This is a genomic window from Ruegeria sp. MALMAid1280, assembly GCF_049195285.1.
In the GTDB taxonomy this organism is placed as follows: Bacteria; Pseudomonadota; Alphaproteobacteria; order Rhodobacterales; family Rhodobacteraceae; genus Ruegeria.
This window is the reverse complement of sequence record NZ_JBMIRT010000030.1, coordinates 1-17172: the sequence shown is the minus strand read 5'-3', so window position 1 is coordinate 17172 and position 17172 is coordinate 1. Positions and strand designations below refer to the sequence as shown.

18 protein-coding genes are annotated in these 17172 nt (G+C 57.5%); 7 read left to right on the top strand and 11 right to left on the bottom strand.

The window, feature by feature from the left end; genetic code table 11:
• Positions 1 to 81 precede the first annotated feature (81 nt).
• The 7 genes from ACOQFT_RS00930 to ACOQFT_RS00900 all read right to left on the bottom strand — a co-directional run bounded on the left by ACOQFT_RS00930 (position 82) and on the right by ACOQFT_RS00900 (position 7385).
• The gene (locus ACOQFT_RS00930) at positions 82 to 588 is read right to left on the bottom strand and encodes a DUF2165 family protein (RefSeq protein ID WP_421596192.1); all 507 of its coding nucleotides are present in this window, start codon (positions 586 to 588) and stop codon (positions 82 to 84) included.
• A 53-nt stretch (positions 589 to 641) separates the two neighbouring features.
• The gene (locus ACOQFT_RS00925) at positions 642 to 2306 is read right to left on the bottom strand and encodes an ABC transporter substrate-binding protein (RefSeq protein ID WP_421596191.1); all 1665 of its coding nucleotides are present in this window, start codon (positions 2304 to 2306) and stop codon (positions 642 to 644) included.
• Positions 2307 to 2371: 65 nt separating this feature from the next.
• The gene (locus ACOQFT_RS00920) at positions 2372 to 3256 is read right to left on the bottom strand and encodes a TauD/TfdA dioxygenase family protein (protein ID WP_421596190.1); all 885 of its coding nucleotides are present in this window, start codon (positions 3254 to 3256) and stop codon (positions 2372 to 2374) included.
• A gap of 4 nt (positions 3257 to 3260) precedes the next feature.
• Positions 3261 to 4670, bottom strand: coding sequence for an FAD-binding oxidoreductase (locus ACOQFT_RS00915; protein WP_421596189.1), 1410 nt, complete (start codon positions 4668 to 4670; stop codon positions 3261 to 3263).
• On the bottom strand, positions 4670 to 5905 hold the full coding sequence (locus tag ACOQFT_RS00910) for an amidohydrolase family protein (protein ID WP_421596188.1): 1236 nt from the start codon (positions 5903 to 5905) through the stop codon (positions 4670 to 4672). The genes ACOQFT_RS00915 and ACOQFT_RS00910 overlap by 1 nt, the downstream gene beginning before the upstream one ends.
• Complete coding sequence (locus tag ACOQFT_RS00905) at positions 5902 to 6693, bottom strand: creatininase family protein (protein ID WP_421596187.1); 792 nt, start codon at positions 6691 to 6693, stop codon at positions 5902 to 5904. Before ACOQFT_RS00905 ends, ACOQFT_RS00910 begins: the two co-directional genes overlap by 4 nt.
• The gene (locus ACOQFT_RS00900; RefSeq protein WP_421596186.1) at positions 6690 to 7385 is read right to left on the bottom strand and encodes a glutamine amidotransferase-related protein; all 696 of its coding nucleotides are present in this window, start codon (positions 7383 to 7385) and stop codon (positions 6690 to 6692) included. The genes ACOQFT_RS00905 and ACOQFT_RS00900 overlap by 4 nt, the downstream gene beginning before the upstream one ends.
• A 127-nt stretch (positions 7386 to 7512) precedes the next feature.
• Here ACOQFT_RS00900 and ACOQFT_RS00895 point away from each other — a divergent pair, with 127 nt between their 5' ends.
• Positions 7513 to 7899, top strand: coding sequence for a RidA family protein (locus ACOQFT_RS00895; RefSeq protein WP_421596230.1), 387 nt, complete (start codon positions 7513 to 7515; stop codon positions 7897 to 7899).
• Between the two features lie 267 nt (positions 7900 to 8166).
• Here ACOQFT_RS00895 and ACOQFT_RS00890 read toward each other — a convergent pair whose 3' ends face one another.
• The 4 genes from ACOQFT_RS00890 to ACOQFT_RS00875 form a co-directional block, all read right to left on the bottom strand.
• On the bottom strand, positions 8167 to 8634 hold the full coding sequence (locus ACOQFT_RS00890; RefSeq protein ID WP_421596185.1) for a thioesterase family protein: 468 nt from the start codon (positions 8632 to 8634) through the stop codon (positions 8167 to 8169).
• On the bottom strand, positions 8634 to 9524 hold the full coding sequence (locus tag ACOQFT_RS00885) for an amidohydrolase family protein (protein ID WP_421596184.1): 891 nt from the start codon (positions 9522 to 9524) through the stop codon (positions 8634 to 8636). The genes ACOQFT_RS00890 and ACOQFT_RS00885 overlap by 1 nt, the downstream gene beginning before the upstream one ends.
• Positions 9521 to 10426 (bottom strand): ester cyclase, encoded by a 906-nt coding sequence (locus ACOQFT_RS00880; RefSeq protein ID WP_421596229.1) that lies wholly within the window; start codon positions 10424 to 10426, stop codon positions 9521 to 9523. Before ACOQFT_RS00880 ends, ACOQFT_RS00885 begins: the two co-directional genes overlap by 4 nt.
• 265 nt (positions 10427 to 10691) lie before the next feature.
• Positions 10692 to 11621 carry a LysR family transcriptional regulator gene (locus ACOQFT_RS00875; RefSeq protein WP_421596183.1) on the bottom strand — a complete coding sequence of 310 codons (930 nt, stop codon included), beginning with the start codon at positions 11619 to 11621 and terminating at the stop codon, positions 10692 to 10694.
• An 84-nt stretch (positions 11622 to 11705) separates the two neighbouring features.
• On the opposite strand from ACOQFT_RS00875, the gene ACOQFT_RS00870 reads away from it, so the two are divergent.
• The 6 genes from ACOQFT_RS00870 to ACOQFT_RS00845 form a co-directional block, all read left to right on the top strand.
• Complete coding sequence (locus ACOQFT_RS00870; protein WP_421596182.1) at positions 11706 to 12752, top strand: ABC transporter ATP-binding protein; 1047 nt, start codon at positions 11706 to 11708, stop codon at positions 12750 to 12752.
• 100 nt (positions 12753 to 12852) lie between these two features.
• Positions 12853 to 14097, top strand: a complete 1245-nt coding sequence (locus ACOQFT_RS00865; protein ID WP_421596181.1) for an ABC transporter substrate-binding protein — start codon at positions 12853 to 12855, stop codon at positions 14095 to 14097.
• Between the two features lie 70 nt (positions 14098 to 14167).
• Positions 14168 to 15199 (top strand): carbohydrate ABC transporter permease, encoded by a 1032-nt coding sequence (locus ACOQFT_RS00860; protein ID WP_421596180.1) that lies wholly within the window; start codon positions 14168 to 14170, stop codon positions 15197 to 15199.
• A 9-nt stretch (positions 15200 to 15208) separates the two neighbouring features.
• Entirely contained in the window at positions 15209 to 16090 is an 882-nt protein-coding gene (locus ACOQFT_RS00855; RefSeq protein WP_421596179.1) for a carbohydrate ABC transporter permease, read from the top strand.
• Between the two features lie 135 nt (positions 16091 to 16225).
• On the top strand, positions 16226 to 16756 hold the full coding sequence (locus tag ACOQFT_RS00850; RefSeq protein ID WP_421596178.1) for an ester cyclase: 531 nt from the start codon (positions 16226 to 16228) through the stop codon (positions 16754 to 16756).
• An 11-nt stretch (positions 16757 to 16767) separates the two neighbouring features.
• Positions 16768 to 17172, top strand: a 405-nt coding sequence (locus ACOQFT_RS00845) for a histidinol dehydrogenase (protein ID WP_421596177.1), incomplete at its 3' end; no start/stop codon positions are given.

The window sequence follows — 17172 nt, the reverse complement described above, 5'->3', positions numbered from 1 at the left end:
TCAAATGAACCGATCGGCAAACTCAGAATTGAGGGGGCAACTTGCAAACTGGTTGCCCTGTTGTCTGATGCGCGAATGAGGTCAGGCAAAATAGATGGCCAGCGCGATCAGCCCAACGCAATTGGCAAGTCCCCAAAGCAACATCTGGAAGTGAGTATTCTGGCCTCCTTCATGCCCGAACCAATAACAAAAGTAGTTCCCCGCGATTAGGAAGCCGGCCCATGTGGCGCAGAACATCATTGCGCCAATCAAGCCCAGCGACAGTCCTGTCGAAATAACGACAAGGCCCGAGGCTGCGCCGGCCAATGCTCCTACACCAAGCCAAAGTCCCGCGACGGCCAGCATTTCCCAGCCGACGATGAACGAGAACAATCGGCGTCGGATCTTACGGTTGGTGACTCGCCGGTAAGCAACATGCTCGTAGGCTTCCGGATATTCCTCACGCATCCTCTCCATATCCATGACCTGTGCGGTATAGGTTTCATTCAAGAACGGGTGAAACAGGTTCTCGAGCACTCCTATCGTCAGCCAGGCCGCCATGAATGCCAGGTTGACGCACCCGGCAACAAGTAAAACAGTATCCAGCATCTTTTTTCCGTGGTTTTTGCCTGTCCGGGACCGGCCCGGAAAGGCAGCAAGGTTTAGGATTCCCAGTACATGTTCTGCGGGTAGAGCTCGTTGGAAATATGCACCGCAGCCCCTTTCAGGTTGCTTTTGCAGTGATTGTGAAGCGCCCGCCAGTAGGGCTGAATGATCACGCCTTCATCGATCATGATCTGTTCCAGTTTGGTCATGACTTCGCGCCGGGCATCCGGGTCCGGTGTTGCCAATGCCTGATCGATCAACGCGTCGAATTCGGCATTTTCGAAGCCGGTCTCGCTCCAGCTTGCTCCGCTTTTGTAGGCGAGCGCGTATGTCTGGATGCCAAGCGGGCGGTGGTTCCAGTTGGTGACCGAGAAGGGGTAAGTCGCCCATTCATTCCAGAAGGTCGAAGACGGATAGACCGTACGTTTCACCTTGATGCCCGCGTCGCGCAGCTGACCGGCAATGGCATCACCTGTGGCCTTCCAGAACGCACTGTCGAGTGTGACAAGATCGAACTCGTAATCGCTCATCCCGGCCTCTTCCAACAGGGCCATGGCCGCCGCGGCATCGCGCTTTGGGGTGCCGATATCGGCATATTCGGGATGCTTGGGCGAGACGTGATGGTTTTCGGCGACGCTGCCCAGATTGTTATAGGCAAGTTCCAGAACCTGGGCGTTGTCGACCGCCAGCGCCAGTGCGCGACGTACACGGGCATCAGCATAGATCTTCTTGCCGTCGACCTCGGTCTGCTGATTGCATCGCGCCAACACCGTGGCGGCGGTGTCCACTTCGTTTTTTGTCCAGCCGTCCAGGCTGTCGAATGCAGCGATATAGTCGCCCTCGGTGTCGTAAGTGACATCATATTCATCGGCTTCGGCCCCGGCGAAATAGGCGCTTGGGTCGGCCCCGAAATCAATGAATTCGACCCGGTCCATATAGGCACCATTGCCGGCATTCCACCATTCATGCCCTTCATTGCGCACCAGTGCGGCACTGTCCCCGACACTGTAGCTTTCCGGCAGATAAGCGCCCGTTCCGATCGCGTTGTCGAGCATGCTGGCTTCGTCGAAACTTGGGTGAACGATGGCTGCGGGATAGTCCGCCAGACCAGCGATCAGCGAAATATCCGACCGCGGCAGGGTCAGGCGAACGGTATGGCTGTCCGCAACCTCCAGAACGCCCTCCATCATCTTGCCGCTGTCCGGATCAACGATCACCGCGAACTTATTCGCCATGGCATTGCCTTCAACGGTGCTGTCGCAGAAACGTTCGATGTTGAAGGCAACATCATCAGCGGTGAAATCATCGCCATTGTTCCATTTCACACCCTTGCGGACGTTCAGAACATATTCGGTGGCATCATCGTTGATTTCCCAGCTCTCCAACAGGATCGGGGTGAACGTGCCGTCCGAGTTGTACTGGACCAGATATTCCAGCCAGCCGCGCGTGAAGGTCGCCAGCGAGTTGAAATCGAATTTGCGCGGATCGCGCATTGTCACCAGCTGCTGTTGGATGCGCACGGTGCCGCCCATCTGCGCATCCGTGGCCGCGCGGGCCGGGGCGGCCATTCCCATCATGGCATAGGCCGTTGCCGCGCTTGCGCCAAAGCTACAGGCAGTTGTCAGGAATTCGCGTCGTGAGACCGGATCGACGTCGGGTTTTGGTGCCGATTCCAGAAGGGTTTCCGGCAGTGGTCTGCCGCTGCGTGTTTTAAACGTCATTTGCGTTTCCTCTCTGTTAGGTCGTGAGGTGGACCGCCCGCAAGGCGGGGTTTGGTTGCTCCGGTTCAGGCCGGAACGCGGATCAGATCGATACCGTCTGCTTTGGTGGCTGTGCTGCAGATGCTCGACAGCGTGCGAGGCTGTTCATAGGGCCAGGGAGTACCGCGATGCATGACGGCGCGTTGATCCCAGATCAGCACATCGCCAACGTTCCACCGATGGGAATAGACGAATTCCGGCTGTGTACAGAACGCAATCAACTCGTCCAGAAGCGCCTGGCTTTCGGTCTCGTCATAGCCGTCGACTTTGAAGGCATGGCTTGCGACATAGAGTGCCTCCTGCCCGTTAGTCGGGTTCTGCCACACAGCATTCCAGTGCTGGTCGGGCCATTTATTGAACATTGGCAGCTTTGCCAGTTCCGGAGAAATCTTTCGCCGTGAATGGCTGTAGCGGTGCCAGATGCCGCGGTTGCGAACGCGCTCCTTCAACTCTTCAGGCATCGCTGCCCAGGCAGCGCGGGTGCTGGCAAGCTCGGTCGCGCCGCCTTCGGTGGTGACGACCCGGCCGATCAGGATATTGGTTAGCGCCGGGGTGGGCAGAAACGTGCTGTCGGAATGCCACAGGAAGTTCGATTTCAGGTTCAGCGTCTTGAGGTCCATTTCACCGGTGGTCGAGCCGTCTTCCTGCACGTTCGACACCTTGGGAACTTCGAACTTCTCGCCGGGCTTGCGTTCATCCGCCTGCCGGTCCTCGATCGGGCCGAACAGTTTCGCAAGCGCCATGTGCTGCTCATCGCTCACGTCCTGCCCACGAAACAGCAGGGCGGAATGTTCTTCGAACAGCGCACGCAACTCAGGGAACAGACTGTCAGCCCGCACGTCCGCCAGATCGATCCCAGAGATCTCGACCCCGAACTGCGGTGTCAGCGGTTTTGTCTGAATGGTCGTCATGTTCTTAACCCTTTGCCTTTGCTTCGATTTCCTCAGCGGAGAGGTGTTTGACCTCTTCCCAGGCCCGTGACTTGCCGGGGTTCAGCAGTCCCTTGGGGTCCATCCTTTTTTTCCACGCCAGATGGCGATAGTCGGCGTTCTTCAGCCCGCCACCTTCGATATGATAAGTATGCGCATCCGCAACGCTGTGGTTGTGCTGCTGATAGATGCCGTCGATCTCGCGCAGCCGTGCCTCGTCCTTGAACCAGATGATCGGCAGGTCAAAGGCCACGATCTTGCCGTCCAGCAGGGCGAATTCGTGGTGCTGCCAGACGTCGTCGCCAAGAGCGGCACCCACGGCGGCAACCGCATCGGCGTCCGCAGGATCGGGTACGCCGATCTGCTGATAGGTGGCCGAGCGGTCGGCCTTCAGCACCTGCAATGTCGTGTGGTTATACGCAAACTCGAAAACATGCGGTATTTTTACCGCCTGACGTTCTGCATCCGTCATAGCAAGGTCCAGATGGCCGCCCTGATCCGAGATCAGCTTTCGGAACGCCTCCATATCCTCGGCCGGAACCAGCGAGACCAGCAGATGCTTGCCTTCCCGAATGTGTCCTTTGAGGCGCGGGAAATATTCGACGATCCGCGCTTCGACCGTACTGGCCAGTTTTCGGCCGATATCTGACGCAGAAGCCAGGGCGTAACCTGCGGCATAGCAATCCCGGTAAGTATCAAAAGTCGCCATGCAGCCGACCCAGTCGCGGTGCGGCACGGTGCGCAGGGTGACTTCGGTGATGACTCCGTTCAACCCCCAAGCATGGTGAATCTGTAGCGCCTCTTCGGCGTCGAATACATGCTCTTGTGGTTCAGCCTCCATCGACAGCGCCTTGAGCTGGATGATGTTGCCCTTTTCGCGTAAAGCCCCGTTAGCAATCGAGCCGATACCGGCGGACCCACCGGCGACAAAGCCGCCAATGGTGGCGATATCCTGCGTCGACGGGAACATGGTCATTTCCCAGCCCTGCGCCATCAACGCCGCGTTCACATCCGCCATCAGCGCACCCGCCTCGGCGCGCACATATCCTTCACCTATCTCAAGGATCTTGTTCATCGCCGTGGATTCGATGATCAACCCGCCCTTCAGGGGCACCGCCTGTCCATAATTCCCGGTCCCTCCGCCGCGCAGGGTAACGGGCAGGTCTTCCTCATAGGCGCGTTGCAGGCAGTGGCGCATCTCGGACGTGGTCTTTGGGACCGCGACCAGATCGCCAAAGCACTTTCTGAGCTGCGCGTTCAGCAGCGGGCTGTACCAGAAGAAATCCCGCGAGCGTTTCTTGACCAGCACAGGTTCCGAGATCACCTCGACCGGGGCCAGGCTGGCGGCAAAGGCGTCCCAGTCGGATTCGGTGCGGTCCATAGTTTTCGCTACCATTATTGTTCTCCTTGCAAGGCCACGGCCAACGGGCGCGGCGAGCTGCCGTTGCCCAGAATGGCCGTGACCGAGGGCGCGTCGAACAGTTGCAGATCCCCGATTGCGGCCCCATCGACGGTTACGGGGGCAAGGCCAAGCGCGCGCCGCGCGCTGGTGGTGATCATTGGAAGATGGCTGCCAAATGGCGGGTCCAGATGCGCCGCCAGAGCGGCCAGCGAAAGGGTTGCCAGCGGGTCATGGCTGCCCAGCGGGCAGAAGGCGTCGCGGACATTGTCGGCACCCAGTACGATGTTGACGCCCGCATCCTGCAATTCGCGAATACGGGTGATGCCGCGCCGATCCGGTGTTCCGTCGCTGCGGCCTTGAAGATAGAGGTTTGTCGCGGGCAAAGCAGCGACGGAAATTTCAGCCCGTGCCAGTTTGTCAGCGATGCGCTGAACGTCTGGGGCTTCAAAATTCATCAGGCTGCAGGCATGACCGCACAGTACAGGGCCCTGAAACCCGGTTTCCAGCGCGGCATCCGCGATCATCTCCAGCCCGTCGAGACCGGGTTCCAGCCCCTCATCGACGTGAAAATCCAGCGCCACGCCGATCTTTTCCGCGATACGGAACGTGTTGAGGATTCCCTCGCGCCGGTTGGGCTGGTCCAGAACAAATGCGCCCAGGACCGCATTTGCCTGCGACACCTGACGGGCACAAAGCGCGGCGTAAACATCCTCGGTCATTCGGGCCACATCGGTCAGCGCCGCGCGTTGCATGACAATACCGTCAGGCAGGTCTTCGGCCAATTCCCCTATGATGCCCCACGCCAAGGGAGTGGCCGCCGGATCGGTGGGTGTGCCCCAATCCACATGCGTGCGAATGGCGGCACAGCCCGCATTCAGTAATTCCTGCAACCCGCGCCCCGCACGCGCACGGATATCAGCTTCGGTCCAGTTCTCGCGGTCCAGCGCCTGGGCCTCAATGGCCTCGGCCAGCCCGCCGCCAACGCCATCCATCCGGTCGATGGTGTGGCACTTGTCCAAATGCACATGTGGTTCGGAAAATTTGGGCAGAACCAGGCAGGTCGGAGATGCGCTGGCGGGCTCCAGCCCTGCCACACGGCCTTCGCGGATTATCAGATCGCCCGCAAGGCAATCACCCTGACGCTGCTCACCGAATTTCTTGTCCGCCAGCAGCGAGATGGGGACCAGAACACCGGGCAGCCGTGCGATGGAGGGAACAGCATCTCTCATGAGGTGCTCCTGTGGTCGAACCGGGCAAACTCGGCGAGGAACAGTGCGAAGTTGCGCCCGGCGGAGGCTAGCATCGCCTCGCCTTTTTCCGCAGTGGCGGAAGAGGCATCGCCACAGACACCTTCAGGGTTAAGATCACCTGCAATCCACCCGGGGGCGGCTGGCTGGCCGGTCAGGCCGATGAACTTGAACTCTTGCTGCCAATCTTCCATCGCTGTGCGAAAATTCTCCGCCTTGCCCATGTCCACCAGACCGGGCCGGGTCGCTAACATGGCTGAGGTTTCGCTGTCGCCGGCATGCAGGTCCACGGCATAAGAGGTCGGATCGAACAGCCCTTCGGTTTCGGCGAAACCGGACCACGAACACACCGCCACAATCAAATTGTGGTCGATCCGCAACTCACGCGCAGCGACCTGCAACAACGCGGTATTGCCGCCGTGCCCGTTGAACAGGACCAGACGCTCAACCCCGGCCCGCGCCACCGAAGCGCCGATATCGCGGAGTACGGTCAGTAGCGTTTCGGGCGACAGGCTCAGCGTGCCGGGGAAATGGTTGTGTTCGCTGCTTTTGGTGATTGTCAGCGAGGGCAGTACCAGTACCGATTGCTCAACGCTGAGTTCAGCCAGCATTCGCGCGATCGCTTCTTGTGTCAGGTCAGTATCGACCGAAAGCGGAAGGTGCGGACCATGCTGTTCGGTCGCGCCCAGTGGCAGCACCGCCACCGTGTCAGATGGCAATGCTCGGAAATCAGGTGCCTTCAGATCGGCCCAATGCCCTTGAACACTCATGCCGCCCGCCCCAGAAAACTGTCAAGAAACCCGTTGAACCAACGCCCCTGCGCTGCATCGTGCGCATCCATCAAACGGTTCTGTGTCTGCACATCCTGCACGCCGGGCCTTCCGTACACATGCTTTTTGCTGTCCTGCCAGCGGCGGAACCCGGCTGGTGTAACTTCGGCATGGAACTGAAAGCCGTAGACGTTATCGCCGTAACGGAAGGCTTGGTTTGGGTATTGGGCATTGCCGGCAAGCCGGACCGCCCCTTCGGGCAGATCAAAGGTGTGATAATGCGCCTGGGTGACGACCAGCGGCTCCGCAAGAAAGCTTTCGGCCTCTTCAGTGGGCTCCAGCGGGTAGTATCCGAACTCAAAATATTCGTCTTCCGGCGCTCCGGCCCAGGCGCCCAGGTGATAGGCAATTTGCTGACATCCCTGACAGATGCCCAGCAGCGGAATTCCCTGTTCCAGGCATTGGCTGATCCAGCGATCTTCCTCAAGCAGGAAGGGGTGTTTTGATGTTTCAAAAACATCGAACAGACCACCATAGATCACTGAGGCGACAACCTCGCCGACATTATCCAGACGGTCCCCGGAAAAGGGTTTGCGTGTTACGGCTTCATAGCCGTTTGCAGCCAGCCAGGTGACGACTCGGTCATCGTTGGGCTCATCGCCATGGCGCACCAAAAGGACACGCGGTGCCATATTCTCCCTCCTTCAGAGAATTGGTTTGCGTGGCCCTGATATTGATCTGTGCCAGAGAGTTTCTTTAGGCTTGCAAACTCACAGCTATCTTGCAAGCCTTTTGTGTGATCTGAAATTGAGCAACAAAATGATAACCTTAACACCAAAGTCCATTCGACCTCCATTTGGTAATTATGTCCATGGCACCGAGATACCGGCTGGGAAACGGATGGTTGTCACCTCTGGTCAGCTCGGTATCCGGACCGATGATTCGATCCCGGAAAGTTGCTATGAACAGGCCGTGATTTGTTTCGAATGCATCCGCGAAATCCTGCGCGATGGAAAAATGGAACCCTCCGATGTCGCCCATATTTCAGCTTACGTAACCAGCCGCGAATACATGGCGGATTACATGCGTGCACGGGACGAATTTCTGGCCGGAACCGGGCGGGTGCCAAGCTCAACCTTGGTGATCGTTTCAGGGTTCACGCGCGAAGAGTTCAAAGTCGAAGTGGAGGTCATGGCCGCAAAGTAATACTCGCTTTCGGACTTGCCCTGCCAGACGCAAAGCAACGTCAGTCTGAAGATACTGTCTTGGCGACTTTAGACGCCTTTCTTCTGGCAGGCTTCCGTTTGGCTGCTTACACGTAACCAAGTTGGCATCGCCTTACGTGGCTGTCCTCGTTCCGTGCATATTCCACGGGGTCTCGCCCGGGACTGTCGCTTGTTCGCCATGTGGTTCTTACGTTTCTGACCATTCCGGTGGAGGAGGGTCATTCAATCACTTGTGTCGGTATCAAGTTTAGCGTGAGTTGCGTGCGATCATCATCGAACGTGAACGGTGCTTTAGTTCTGCCGCATCGCCAGACGGGAGTGTCGCCGCCTGCAAACGCTGCAGAATCTCATCCGGTATCGGCGCGGCTTGGGAGCTTGGTTTCTGCCGGACGTGAAGCTCCATGAATTCGCCAACCGCCGCCAGATCATCACCGTTCAGCATCTGCATATGCAGGTGGAAGCGTTTTTCATCGCAATCCAGAATGCGGGTTTCAACACGAAGATGGTCGTCTTCCTTAACTTCCCGCAGATAATATTTGTGGTCCTCCAGCAGATAGATCGTGCAGCCGGTGCGCGCGCGATATTCTGCATCGAAGCCGACCTCATCCTGCATCGCATCGACGGCGTGGCTGAATACCAACCCGTAATAGGCGTCCTGCATATGGCCGTTGTAGTCGATCCATTCAGGCTTCACCGTGGTTTCAAAGGTGAACATCAATCTCGGGGCACCTCAAGATCATAGAAACGTGCTGCGGTTTCTCTGAACACCGCCGAATGCACCTCAGCGGGCACCAGATCATGGTAAGCCTGCATCAGAGAGGCGTAATCGCCGTAAAGCTTGTCGACCGGGAAATTTGAGCCAAACATGACCCGCTCAGGTCCGAATTGTTCAAGACAGGCTTCGACAATCGGGCGAATGCTTTCAGGCGACCAGTTGTGATCGAACATACCCAGACCGGAGAGCTTGCATGAGACATGCGGCAGATCGGACAGCGCGCGCAGTCTTTGAGCCCAGTCCTTCAGGCCCGCCGGGCTGCGGTCATGCGGTGAGCCTGCGTGACACAGCGCAACCCGGGTGTCCGGAGCCTGCGCCAGTACCCCAGCCGTTTTCTCCAACAACTCAGGAATGAGCTGCAGATCAAAGCTGAGACCGCGCCGCCCAGCTTCCTGCAGCCCGGCCAGGAATTGTGCATCGTCCAGTAGGGTATTGGTGCCTGTCTGCGCATCCTCTCCGGGTGCGCGGCCAACGATTTGGCGGACGCCTCGCACAGTCGGAAGGGCCTGAAACGTGTCAAGCTGATTGGGCAGGTTGGTCGAGGTCAGGTCGCAGAACACAACCTGCGCCATTGGCCAGTCTGGATTGGTATCGGCGGCGTTTTGGACCCACCGGGCTTCGTCCAAACCGTTTTCGGCCCCCACCTGGATGTGGATCGAAGCACCGACTCCGCAGGGTGCGGCCTCGGACCGGAATTCATCCAGCAGATAGTTCCGTTGAATCGGTGTCGGGTCGCCAAAGAACCTTTCCACCCCGCGCGCCATCAGCCACGGGTAGTGTACTGCCTCAAGGTCCCAAAGGTGGTGATGTGCGTCGATCCAGCCGGTCATGTCCGCGGTACTTCCGCCATGCGTGCCAGGATATCGACCCCCTGTTGCTTCCAGAAATGCAGCAGGTCGATAAAGATCCAGTTTTCGGCCAGCTTGTCACCCTCGCGGCGATAGATGTCGATCACCCGGAATTCACCGGCCTTGCCGGTGGCGGGCATGCCCATGAACCCGCCGGTAGGCCGCGCCGTGAAATTCGGCCAGCCAAAAAAGCCGCCATAGTGGCCTTCAGCCATGCGGCAGATGTGTTTGGTCTTTGAACGGTCCGTGAAGGATGCGCGGAATGGGCCCGAATGCTGTTTAGCGTAGCGTTCGATCGTGTAGGTTGCACCGATCCCTGCAGGGCCCCACCAGATCATGTCGTCATGCCAGGTTTGGGTGAGTTCATCTTCGATCGGAAGACCCGACTGCCAGGTACCCAAATCGCCGATCATGGCATTGATGGCGGCAAGCGTGGCCTGACCCTCAGCCTCAGGTGCATCATCGTAGAGCAATCCATCGTGGGTCAGCGGGCCGGGCTGTACCAGATGCGCCGCTGTCTGCGGCGGGAAGGGGTTGAGCCCTGCCTGCATCATCAGGTGCGGAATGTCGAAATACATCGCGGTTTCCACGATGCGGCCATTTTCGACCTTGTTGAACTCGCAGTACCGCAGAAAAGTCATCTTTCCGGTAGGCGCGATGCCCAGCCAGGGCCGATCAAATAGGCCCATCAAGTGACCCATCGATACTACCCAGGTGCCTGTGAACCCGTCCATCTCGTTGCGCCCTGCAAAGAAGATGTCCTGCCGCCGTTGCATCCGTGTCAGTGACAGGCGCAGCGGCGTCCAGAATTTTTCAGCCAGTGCGTCCGGGCCGGTCAATTCGCCAAACGGATGGAACCCGCGCCACAGCGCATCGGGTGTCATTACGTCGGAAAGTATCGACCCGATTCGATCCGGAGAAGTACCGTCCAATATAGTATAAAGGTCTCGAACGACTTGTTTTTCTTCCTGAAAGCTCACAGCTGTTTCCCGAGTTTTTCGCCTGTTTGCAACATGTGTACTTGTCGATCTAAACCTTGCGTGTCCAGTACGTTCGCAGACGAAGGCCACGCACTTGTGAATTCAGGCCCGTCGAACCACGCATGTTCAGGCGGTAGGACAGGGCTGTTCTGGTCGCTGTCCCGAACACCTAAAGGGACGCAACCCGGCGCAAGTTTTCGAGCAGCCAAAAGTGGAGCGGACTGTTGGCATTGCGTGCGTGTCGAACAGCTTGCAGTTGAAAACCGCCGTCCTCAATCGGCAATGGTCTGTGGACGATATCGAAACGTTGTCCATTGGTTTGGGCGACACGCTCGGGCAGCGTTACGACAAGATCCGATTTTTCGATGATCGAGAGTGCCGAAAAAAGCGAAGGAACGACCGTGCGAATTTTTCTTTTGTAGCCTTGAATTCGCAACGCTTCGTCCACCCTGTTTCTGATCAGACCGTGGGGCGACACAAGCAGGTGGTCCACTTGCGCCATGTCATCGAGTGTCGGGTTTGCAGTCAACAGAGGGTGGTCGCGGCGACCAGCCAGAACGTAGTGCTCTGTATAGAGGTCCTCGACAACAAAAGACGCCTCGCTTTTTTGTGGAATATCAAAGTATCCAATGGCGAGGTCGATCCGTCCATGCACAAGAGCGTCGAGCGCCTCGCTATAGACGAATGGATAGGCCTGTACATCAATGTTTGGGCTGAGATTGCGCATTTCGGCAACAAGCTTTGGTATCACACTCGTCAGTTCGTAATCGAACGCGCCGATCCTGAGGTCGGTCGCAGTGGAAAGTGGGTCGAATTTATCCGGGTCTTCGAGCGTTTCTGAAAGCAGCCGTACAATCCTGCGAATTTTGGGTTCCAATTCATGCGCCAGCGATGTCGGTTCGAGCCCGTGCGCGCGGCGCAGAAAAAGCGGATCCTCATAGAGCATGCGAAGTCGTTTCAGGGCATGGCTGACAGCCGGTTGGGTCAATCCCATCTCGCGTGCAACCTCTGTTGCTTTGCGATGCCGCATAAGGCTGAGGAAGATCAACAGCACCGTTGTGTCGATCAATCTCAAATTAATTTTGTTTATATCTACCATAGAACGATTTCATTATACTGAATATCGTCCTTCGTCTAGTCTCTTTGCATACGTATGCACGGCGACCCATCAGGGAGGGACTCAATGGCCGAGATTCAACTTCGCAACGTTGGAAAGCGTTGGGGTTCGTTTGTCGGGGTCGACAATTTCGACCTGACGATTTCCGACAAAGAGTTTCTGGTTCTTCTTGGTCCATCAGGCTGCGGCAAGACCACGACGATGCGTATGATCGCGGGTCTGGAAGATGCCAGTGAGGGTGACATCCTGATCGACGGCGCCCGTGTCAACGATATGGAGCCCAAGGATCGTGACGTCGCGATGGTGTTCCAATCTTACGCTCTGTATCCGAACATGAACGTTTACGAGAATATTCGGTTCCCGTTGAAGGTTCGCGGCATCGATCCCGCCACGCATGACGAAAAAGTGCGCCGCGCATCCGCTATGGTCGAACTGGACGACTTCTTGCACCGCAAGCCCGCAGAATTGTCGGGCGGTCAGCGCCAACGTGTTGCGTTGGCCCGCGCCATCGTGCGGGAACCGAATGTATTCCTGATGGATGAGCCGCTGTCGAACCTCGACGCAAAGCTGCGCGTGTCGACCCGTGCGCAGATCAAGAACCTCAGCCATGAACTGGCGGTGACCACGATCTACGTGACGCACGACCAGATTGAGGCGATGACGCTGGCCGACCGTGTGGTGGTAATGAAGAGTGGTGTTGTGCAGCAGGTTGGCAGCCCGACCGAGATTTACGACACCCCGGCCAACACCTTTGTGGCCAGCTTTATCGGCAATCCGGCAATGAACCTTATGGAAGGCGAAGTTCGGGGTGGCACGTTTACGGCCAAAAACGTCGAAATCACGGGGTTGAACGCTCCGGACGGCCCGATGACATTGGGTTTCCGGGCCGAAGATGCCGGCCTTGCTGCCGAAGGGCAGGGGCAGATCAACGCGCCTATCTACACGCAGGAATTGCTGGGCGACGCCACAATGATTTCGGTTCGCGTCGGTGGTGCCCTGGTATCGGTGAAAGCAGACAAGAATTTCCGGGCAGAGATCGACGACATGGTTTCAATCTCGGTTCCAGCTGAAATCTGCCATCTGTTTGACGGCAAGACCGGTGCCCGGATCTGAACACGGCCCCGCTTTATGATCGGGGACAAACCCCGGCGTTAGAAACTCATGCGTGAACGGGCCACGCACTCAAAAAACTCAGAAAAACAGGGAGACAGAAATGTTCCTTAGAAAAATCGCTACAGCAACCGCTTTTGTAGGTCTGATGGGTTCGGCAGCTTACGCCGCCGAATGTGGCCCGGAAGGTCAATCCATTCGAATCCTCGCCAGCGACTTCCCGGCAATCCACGCAGTCGCGGGAGCCGCTGAAGCCAATTGTGGTGGGGCCGCAGCTGAATTCAACACCAACCACACCACCGAAGCGCGCCAGATCATGAACGCAGCTCTGACGCCGAACCCGGCAGAATATACATCGGTGATCCTGGCCAACGCGACGCTGACCCAACTGATGAATGACGGTCTGGTCCGGCCGCTGAACGATCTGGTCGAAAAATACAAGGACAGCATCCCGCCAAACCTGCTGATCACCATTGATGGCAACGTCATGGCTGTGGCCTTCATGGCAAACTCCCAGCACCTGTTCTCGCGCAAGGACATTCTGGAGCAGGCGGGCGTTGACGGCATTCCGGCAACTTACGAAGAGGTTATCGAGGCCGCTGAGAAAATCCGCGCTGCCGGAATCATGGAGCACCCGCTGGTTATGAACCTGCAGACCGGCTGGAACGTGGGTGAAGTGTTTAACATGATTTACCTTGGCCACGGCGGCGAGTTCTTCGTGCCCGGTTCTGCCGAGCCGTCGATCAACAATGAAAAAGGCCTGGCCGCGCTGGAAACCATGAAGGCGCTGGTCGAATATGCCCATCCCGACCATCTGACCCACGCGTCGAATGAAACGCAGGGCCTGTGGGAATCCGGTCAGGCGGCTCTGGGTGTCATGTGGGGTTCGCGCGGTGCGCCGATGCTGGATGACGAAGGCTCCACCGAAGAAGTGACCTCGAACACGGTTCTGTCTGCGGCACCGACAGTCGGTGGCGGATCGATCCCCGCTTCCACATTGTGGTGGGACGGCATTGCAATCGCTTCCAACGTGTCTGACGAAGAAGCAGAGGCAACCTTTGCGGCGTTGATCAGCGGTTTGACCCCGGAAATGGTGGCTGCAAATAACGACGATGCTGTCTGGCTGCTTGAAGGGTTCAATCCCGGACCGGCGGCGGCGGGTGTTGCCGCAACGGTGCAGGGTGGTGCCAAGCCATATCCCATGATTCCGCAGATGGGTCTGCTGCACGCGGCGCTCGGCTCGGAACTGACGGATTTCCTGAAGGGTGACGAAAGCGCTGAACAAGCATTGGCGGACGTCGAATCCGCCTACCGGACCTCGGCCAAAGAAGCCGGCTTCCTCGAATAACACTCCCCGACTGGAGGGGGCTCAACTTGCCCCCTCATCTTTTTCCGGACTTTAGACTGGGACGCACGCTATGAAGCACCGCACCTTTTTCTGGTTCATTCTGCCGACGCTTTCCGCAATGATCTTGTTCATTGCGCTGCCGATCGTCTCGGTCTTTGTTCAATCGCTTTTCGTCGAACACGAGCAGGTTCTGGTGGTTTCCGAAAGCTGTGGTCCATTTGGTTGCACGCCAACCACGTCGGTCGATACCGAGGCCACTGCCATGCTGCGAGCCGAGCAGCCTCTGGGCCGGTTCAACGGCTTCGGCACTTATATCAACCGCTCACATCTGGCTTTTGCCGAGTTAGGCGAGGCTTGGTCAAGCTCTGCCACCATGGGCGAGTTTTTTGCCAAAGTGTATAACCTGCCGTTCTACAGCGCCCTGACGTTTACATTGGCATATACGTTTATCGTCACACCGTTGGTTCTGGCCCTTGGATTGGCAATTGCCGTGGGTGTGAACAACCTGCCCCGCGCTCTCAAAGGCGTTGCGATCTTCATATCACTTCTGCCGTTTCTCGTTACTCCGCTGGTTGGCTCATTGATCCTGTTCTGGATGGTCGATGGCGACGGCGTTATCGGCGCCAACATTCAGCGCATATTCAATGATCCGACTCTGAGCCTAAAAGCCTCTACGGCGCTGACATGGACCATGCTGATGGTCTACGGCGTGTGGCATACCCTGCCGTTCAGTTTCATCACTTTCTACGCGGGTCTGCAAACCGTTCCCGATGATACGATGGAAGCGGCACAGATCGACGGCGCGACGAAGTGGCAGCGCTTGATCCACGTGATCGTTCCGCACCTTATGCCGCTGGTTTCGTTTGTCACGCTCATGCTGATCATGGATAACTTCCGGGTTTTTGAACCGATCGTCAGCTTCAAAGCCGAAGCCCATGCACAGTCGCTCAGCTGGATCATCTTCAACGATCTGCGCGAAAGCGGCAATCCGCTCTATGCGTCAGCAGGTGCAACTTCGCTGATTACCATCATCCTTGCGTTGATCCTGATGTCACCGGTGCTTGTTCGCACCTGGCGCGACTTCAACCGTAAATCTCACTGAGGACACGACATGGCGACCAAAGCACAATCCCGCATGACTCCGCTAAAGCTGTTCTCTTACGGTTTAGTGGCCCTCTGGTTGATAATTGCCGCCTTCCCGTTCTTCTGGACCTTCTGGGGCAGCTTCAAGGTACAGGCAGACTTCTTATCCAAGGCCGACTGGATGAACGCTCTGACCGGTTCCAATACGATCGAGCAAACCGGTAGTGCTTTTACCGGTGCCGGTTACCACGGGGCATGGGTTCTGGAAGATTTCTGGTTCAACTTCAAGAACACCGGCATCGTGGTTTTCTTCACCGTGCTCATCTCGCTGACCTTCGGAACGCTTGGGGGGTATGCGTTGGCACGGTCCGGTTTCCGCTATGCCTTCTGGATCCTGATGGCCGCACTTGTGTTCCGCGCGATGCCGCACATGACACTGGTCTCAGGTTACCTGCTGTGGTTCTTCGAGTGGAATGTCTGGGGCATCCTGCCGACAACCATCATCGTGCTTGTGGCGATTAACCAGCCCTTTACCCTGTGGATGCTGCACTCGTTCTTCAAGAACATCCCCAAGGACATGGACGAAAGTGCCATGGTCGATGGTTGCACCCGGTTCCAGGCCTTCCGGCATGTGATTGTCCCGGTCATGTGGCCCGGCGTGATCACCACCGGTCTGTTCAGCTTCCTGCTGGCCTATAACGACTTTACCGTGGCCGTGATGCTTCTGAGTGAAGAGAATGAGACCATCATTCCCGCCATCAACAGCTTCATGGGTACCACCCAGGTTGAAGGCAAGGTCATGTACGCGGTTGCTGCCGTGGTTTCTGCCACCGCTCCGCTGTTTGTCCTGATCCTGTTCTTCCAGCGCCAGATCGTCAGCGGTCTGACCGCCGGAGCGGTAAAGGGCTAATGAGCTGCGCCGCCAGACATAATGCAGTTGGGCGCCATCCGGCGCTCAACCGGATGCCAAGGGACTTTTTGAAAGCCGACTAACTCTCCCCGTCAGCTTTGAATTTCCCTTGGCAACCAAAAAAGGAAGAGACACATGAAGGGCTCTCGCCCAGAACAGGCCGTGCTGACCAAAGACACGGACATGAACAAGACAAACGAAACCCGCGCCGTGATCGAGGCGATGGTCGACGGGCTGAACGACCACCGCATTGACGACATTGGCGAATTCTTTACGGAAGGGTTTCGCTGGATGGGCAACCAGGGCTGCGGCACCAAGACCGGGCTCAAGGAATTTCAGGAAAACTGGCAGCGCCCATTTCAGGCTGCATTTTCCGACAAGACCTGCATCGACGAGGCCCGGCTTTACATGGGCGAATGGGCTGCGGCCTTTGGTCGGCAAGAGGCAACCCATTCCGGTGAATTCCTGGGCATCGCGCCCACCGGCAAGCGCGTCGAAATCCGCTATATGGATTTCTGGAAAGTTGTCGACGGCAAGATTGTCGACAACTGGGTGAATGTCGATTTCGCCCATGTTGCCGCCCAACTGGGCGTGGACCTATTTAACGGCGAAGGCTGGGAAACATTCGACCGGGGAGAAAAGACTCCGCCTCGGCCCGACAATTGAGGATTAGGACAATGGCTATCAAACATCTGAAACGCGGCAAACCCGAGGCCGACCGGGCCGAGGACGATGCCAAGACCCGCGCCGTCGTTGAAGCGACGCTGAAGGACATCGAAACCCGCGGTGACGCGGCTGTGCGCGAATTGTCGGAGAAGTTCGACAATTACTCGCCGGAAAGCTTCCGCCTGAGCCAGGAACAGATTGACGAGCTGATCGCCTCGCTGTCTGAGCGCGAACTGGCCGACATCAAGTTTGCACAGAAGCAGGTAATGAACTTCGCGCAGGCGCAACGCGACTCGATGCTGGATATCGAGGTCGAGACCCTGCCGGGCGTGATCCTGGGTCACAAGAACATCCCGGTGCAGTCTGTGGGCTGCTACGTGCCGGGCGGCAAGTTCCCGATGGTGGCCTCGGCGCAT

What these genes read in the sequence shown, in the direction of transcription:
- ACOQFT_RS00930 (WP_421596192.1), bottom strand. Translation starts at nt 588, where the DNA reads ATGCTGGATACTGTTTTACTTGTTGCCGGGTGCGTCAACCTGGCATTC.
- ACOQFT_RS00925 (WP_421596191.1), bottom strand. Translation starts at nt 2,306, where the DNA reads ATGACGTTTAAAACACGCAGCGGCAGACCACTGCCGGAAACCCTTCTG.
- ACOQFT_RS00920 (WP_421596190.1), bottom strand. Translation starts at nt 3,256, where the DNA reads ATGACGACCATTCAGACAAAACCGCTGACACCGCAGTTCGGGGTCGAG.
- ACOQFT_RS00915 (WP_421596189.1), bottom strand. Translation starts at nt 4,670, where the DNA reads ATGGTAGCGAAAACTATGGACCGCACCGAATCCGACTGGGACGCCTTT.
- ACOQFT_RS00910 (WP_421596188.1), bottom strand. Translation starts at nt 5,905, where the DNA reads ATGAGAGATGCTGTTCCCTCCATCGCACGGCTGCCCGGTGTTCTGGTC.
- ACOQFT_RS00905 (WP_421596187.1), bottom strand. Translation starts at nt 6,693, where the DNA reads ATGAGTGTTCAAGGGCATTGGGCCGATCTGAAGGCACCTGATTTCCGA.
- ACOQFT_RS00900 (WP_421596186.1), bottom strand. Translation starts at nt 7,385, where the DNA reads ATGGCACCGCGTGTCCTTTTGGTGCGCCATGGCGATGAGCCCAACGAT.
- ACOQFT_RS00895 (WP_421596230.1), top strand. Translation starts at nt 7,513, where the DNA reads ATGATAACCTTAACACCAAAGTCCATTCGACCTCCATTTGGTAATTAT.
- ACOQFT_RS00890 (WP_421596185.1), bottom strand. Translation starts at nt 8,634, where the DNA reads ATGTTCACCTTTGAAACCACGGTGAAGCCTGAATGGATCGACTACAAC.
- ACOQFT_RS00885 (WP_421596184.1), bottom strand. Translation starts at nt 9,524, where the DNA reads ATGACCGGCTGGATCGACGCACATCACCACCTTTGGGACCTTGAGGCA.
- ACOQFT_RS00880 (WP_421596229.1), bottom strand. Translation starts at nt 10,426, where the DNA reads ATGACACCCGATGCGCTGTGGCGCGGGTTCCATCCGTTTGGCGAATTG.
- ACOQFT_RS00875 (WP_421596183.1), bottom strand. Translation starts at nt 11,621, where the DNA reads ATGGTAGATATAAACAAAATTAATTTGAGATTGATCGACACAACGGTG.
- ACOQFT_RS00870 (WP_421596182.1), top strand. Translation starts at nt 11,706, where the DNA reads ATGGCCGAGATTCAACTTCGCAACGTTGGAAAGCGTTGGGGTTCGTTT.
- ACOQFT_RS00865 (WP_421596181.1), top strand. Translation starts at nt 12,853, where the DNA reads ATGTTCCTTAGAAAAATCGCTACAGCAACCGCTTTTGTAGGTCTGATG.
- ACOQFT_RS00860 (WP_421596180.1), top strand. Translation starts at nt 14,168, where the DNA reads ATGAAGCACCGCACCTTTTTCTGGTTCATTCTGCCGACGCTTTCCGCA.
- ACOQFT_RS00855 (WP_421596179.1), top strand. Translation starts at nt 15,209, where the DNA reads ATGGCGACCAAAGCACAATCCCGCATGACTCCGCTAAAGCTGTTCTCT.
- ACOQFT_RS00850 (WP_421596178.1), top strand. Translation starts at nt 16,226, where the DNA reads ATGAAGGGCTCTCGCCCAGAACAGGCCGTGCTGACCAAAGACACGGAC.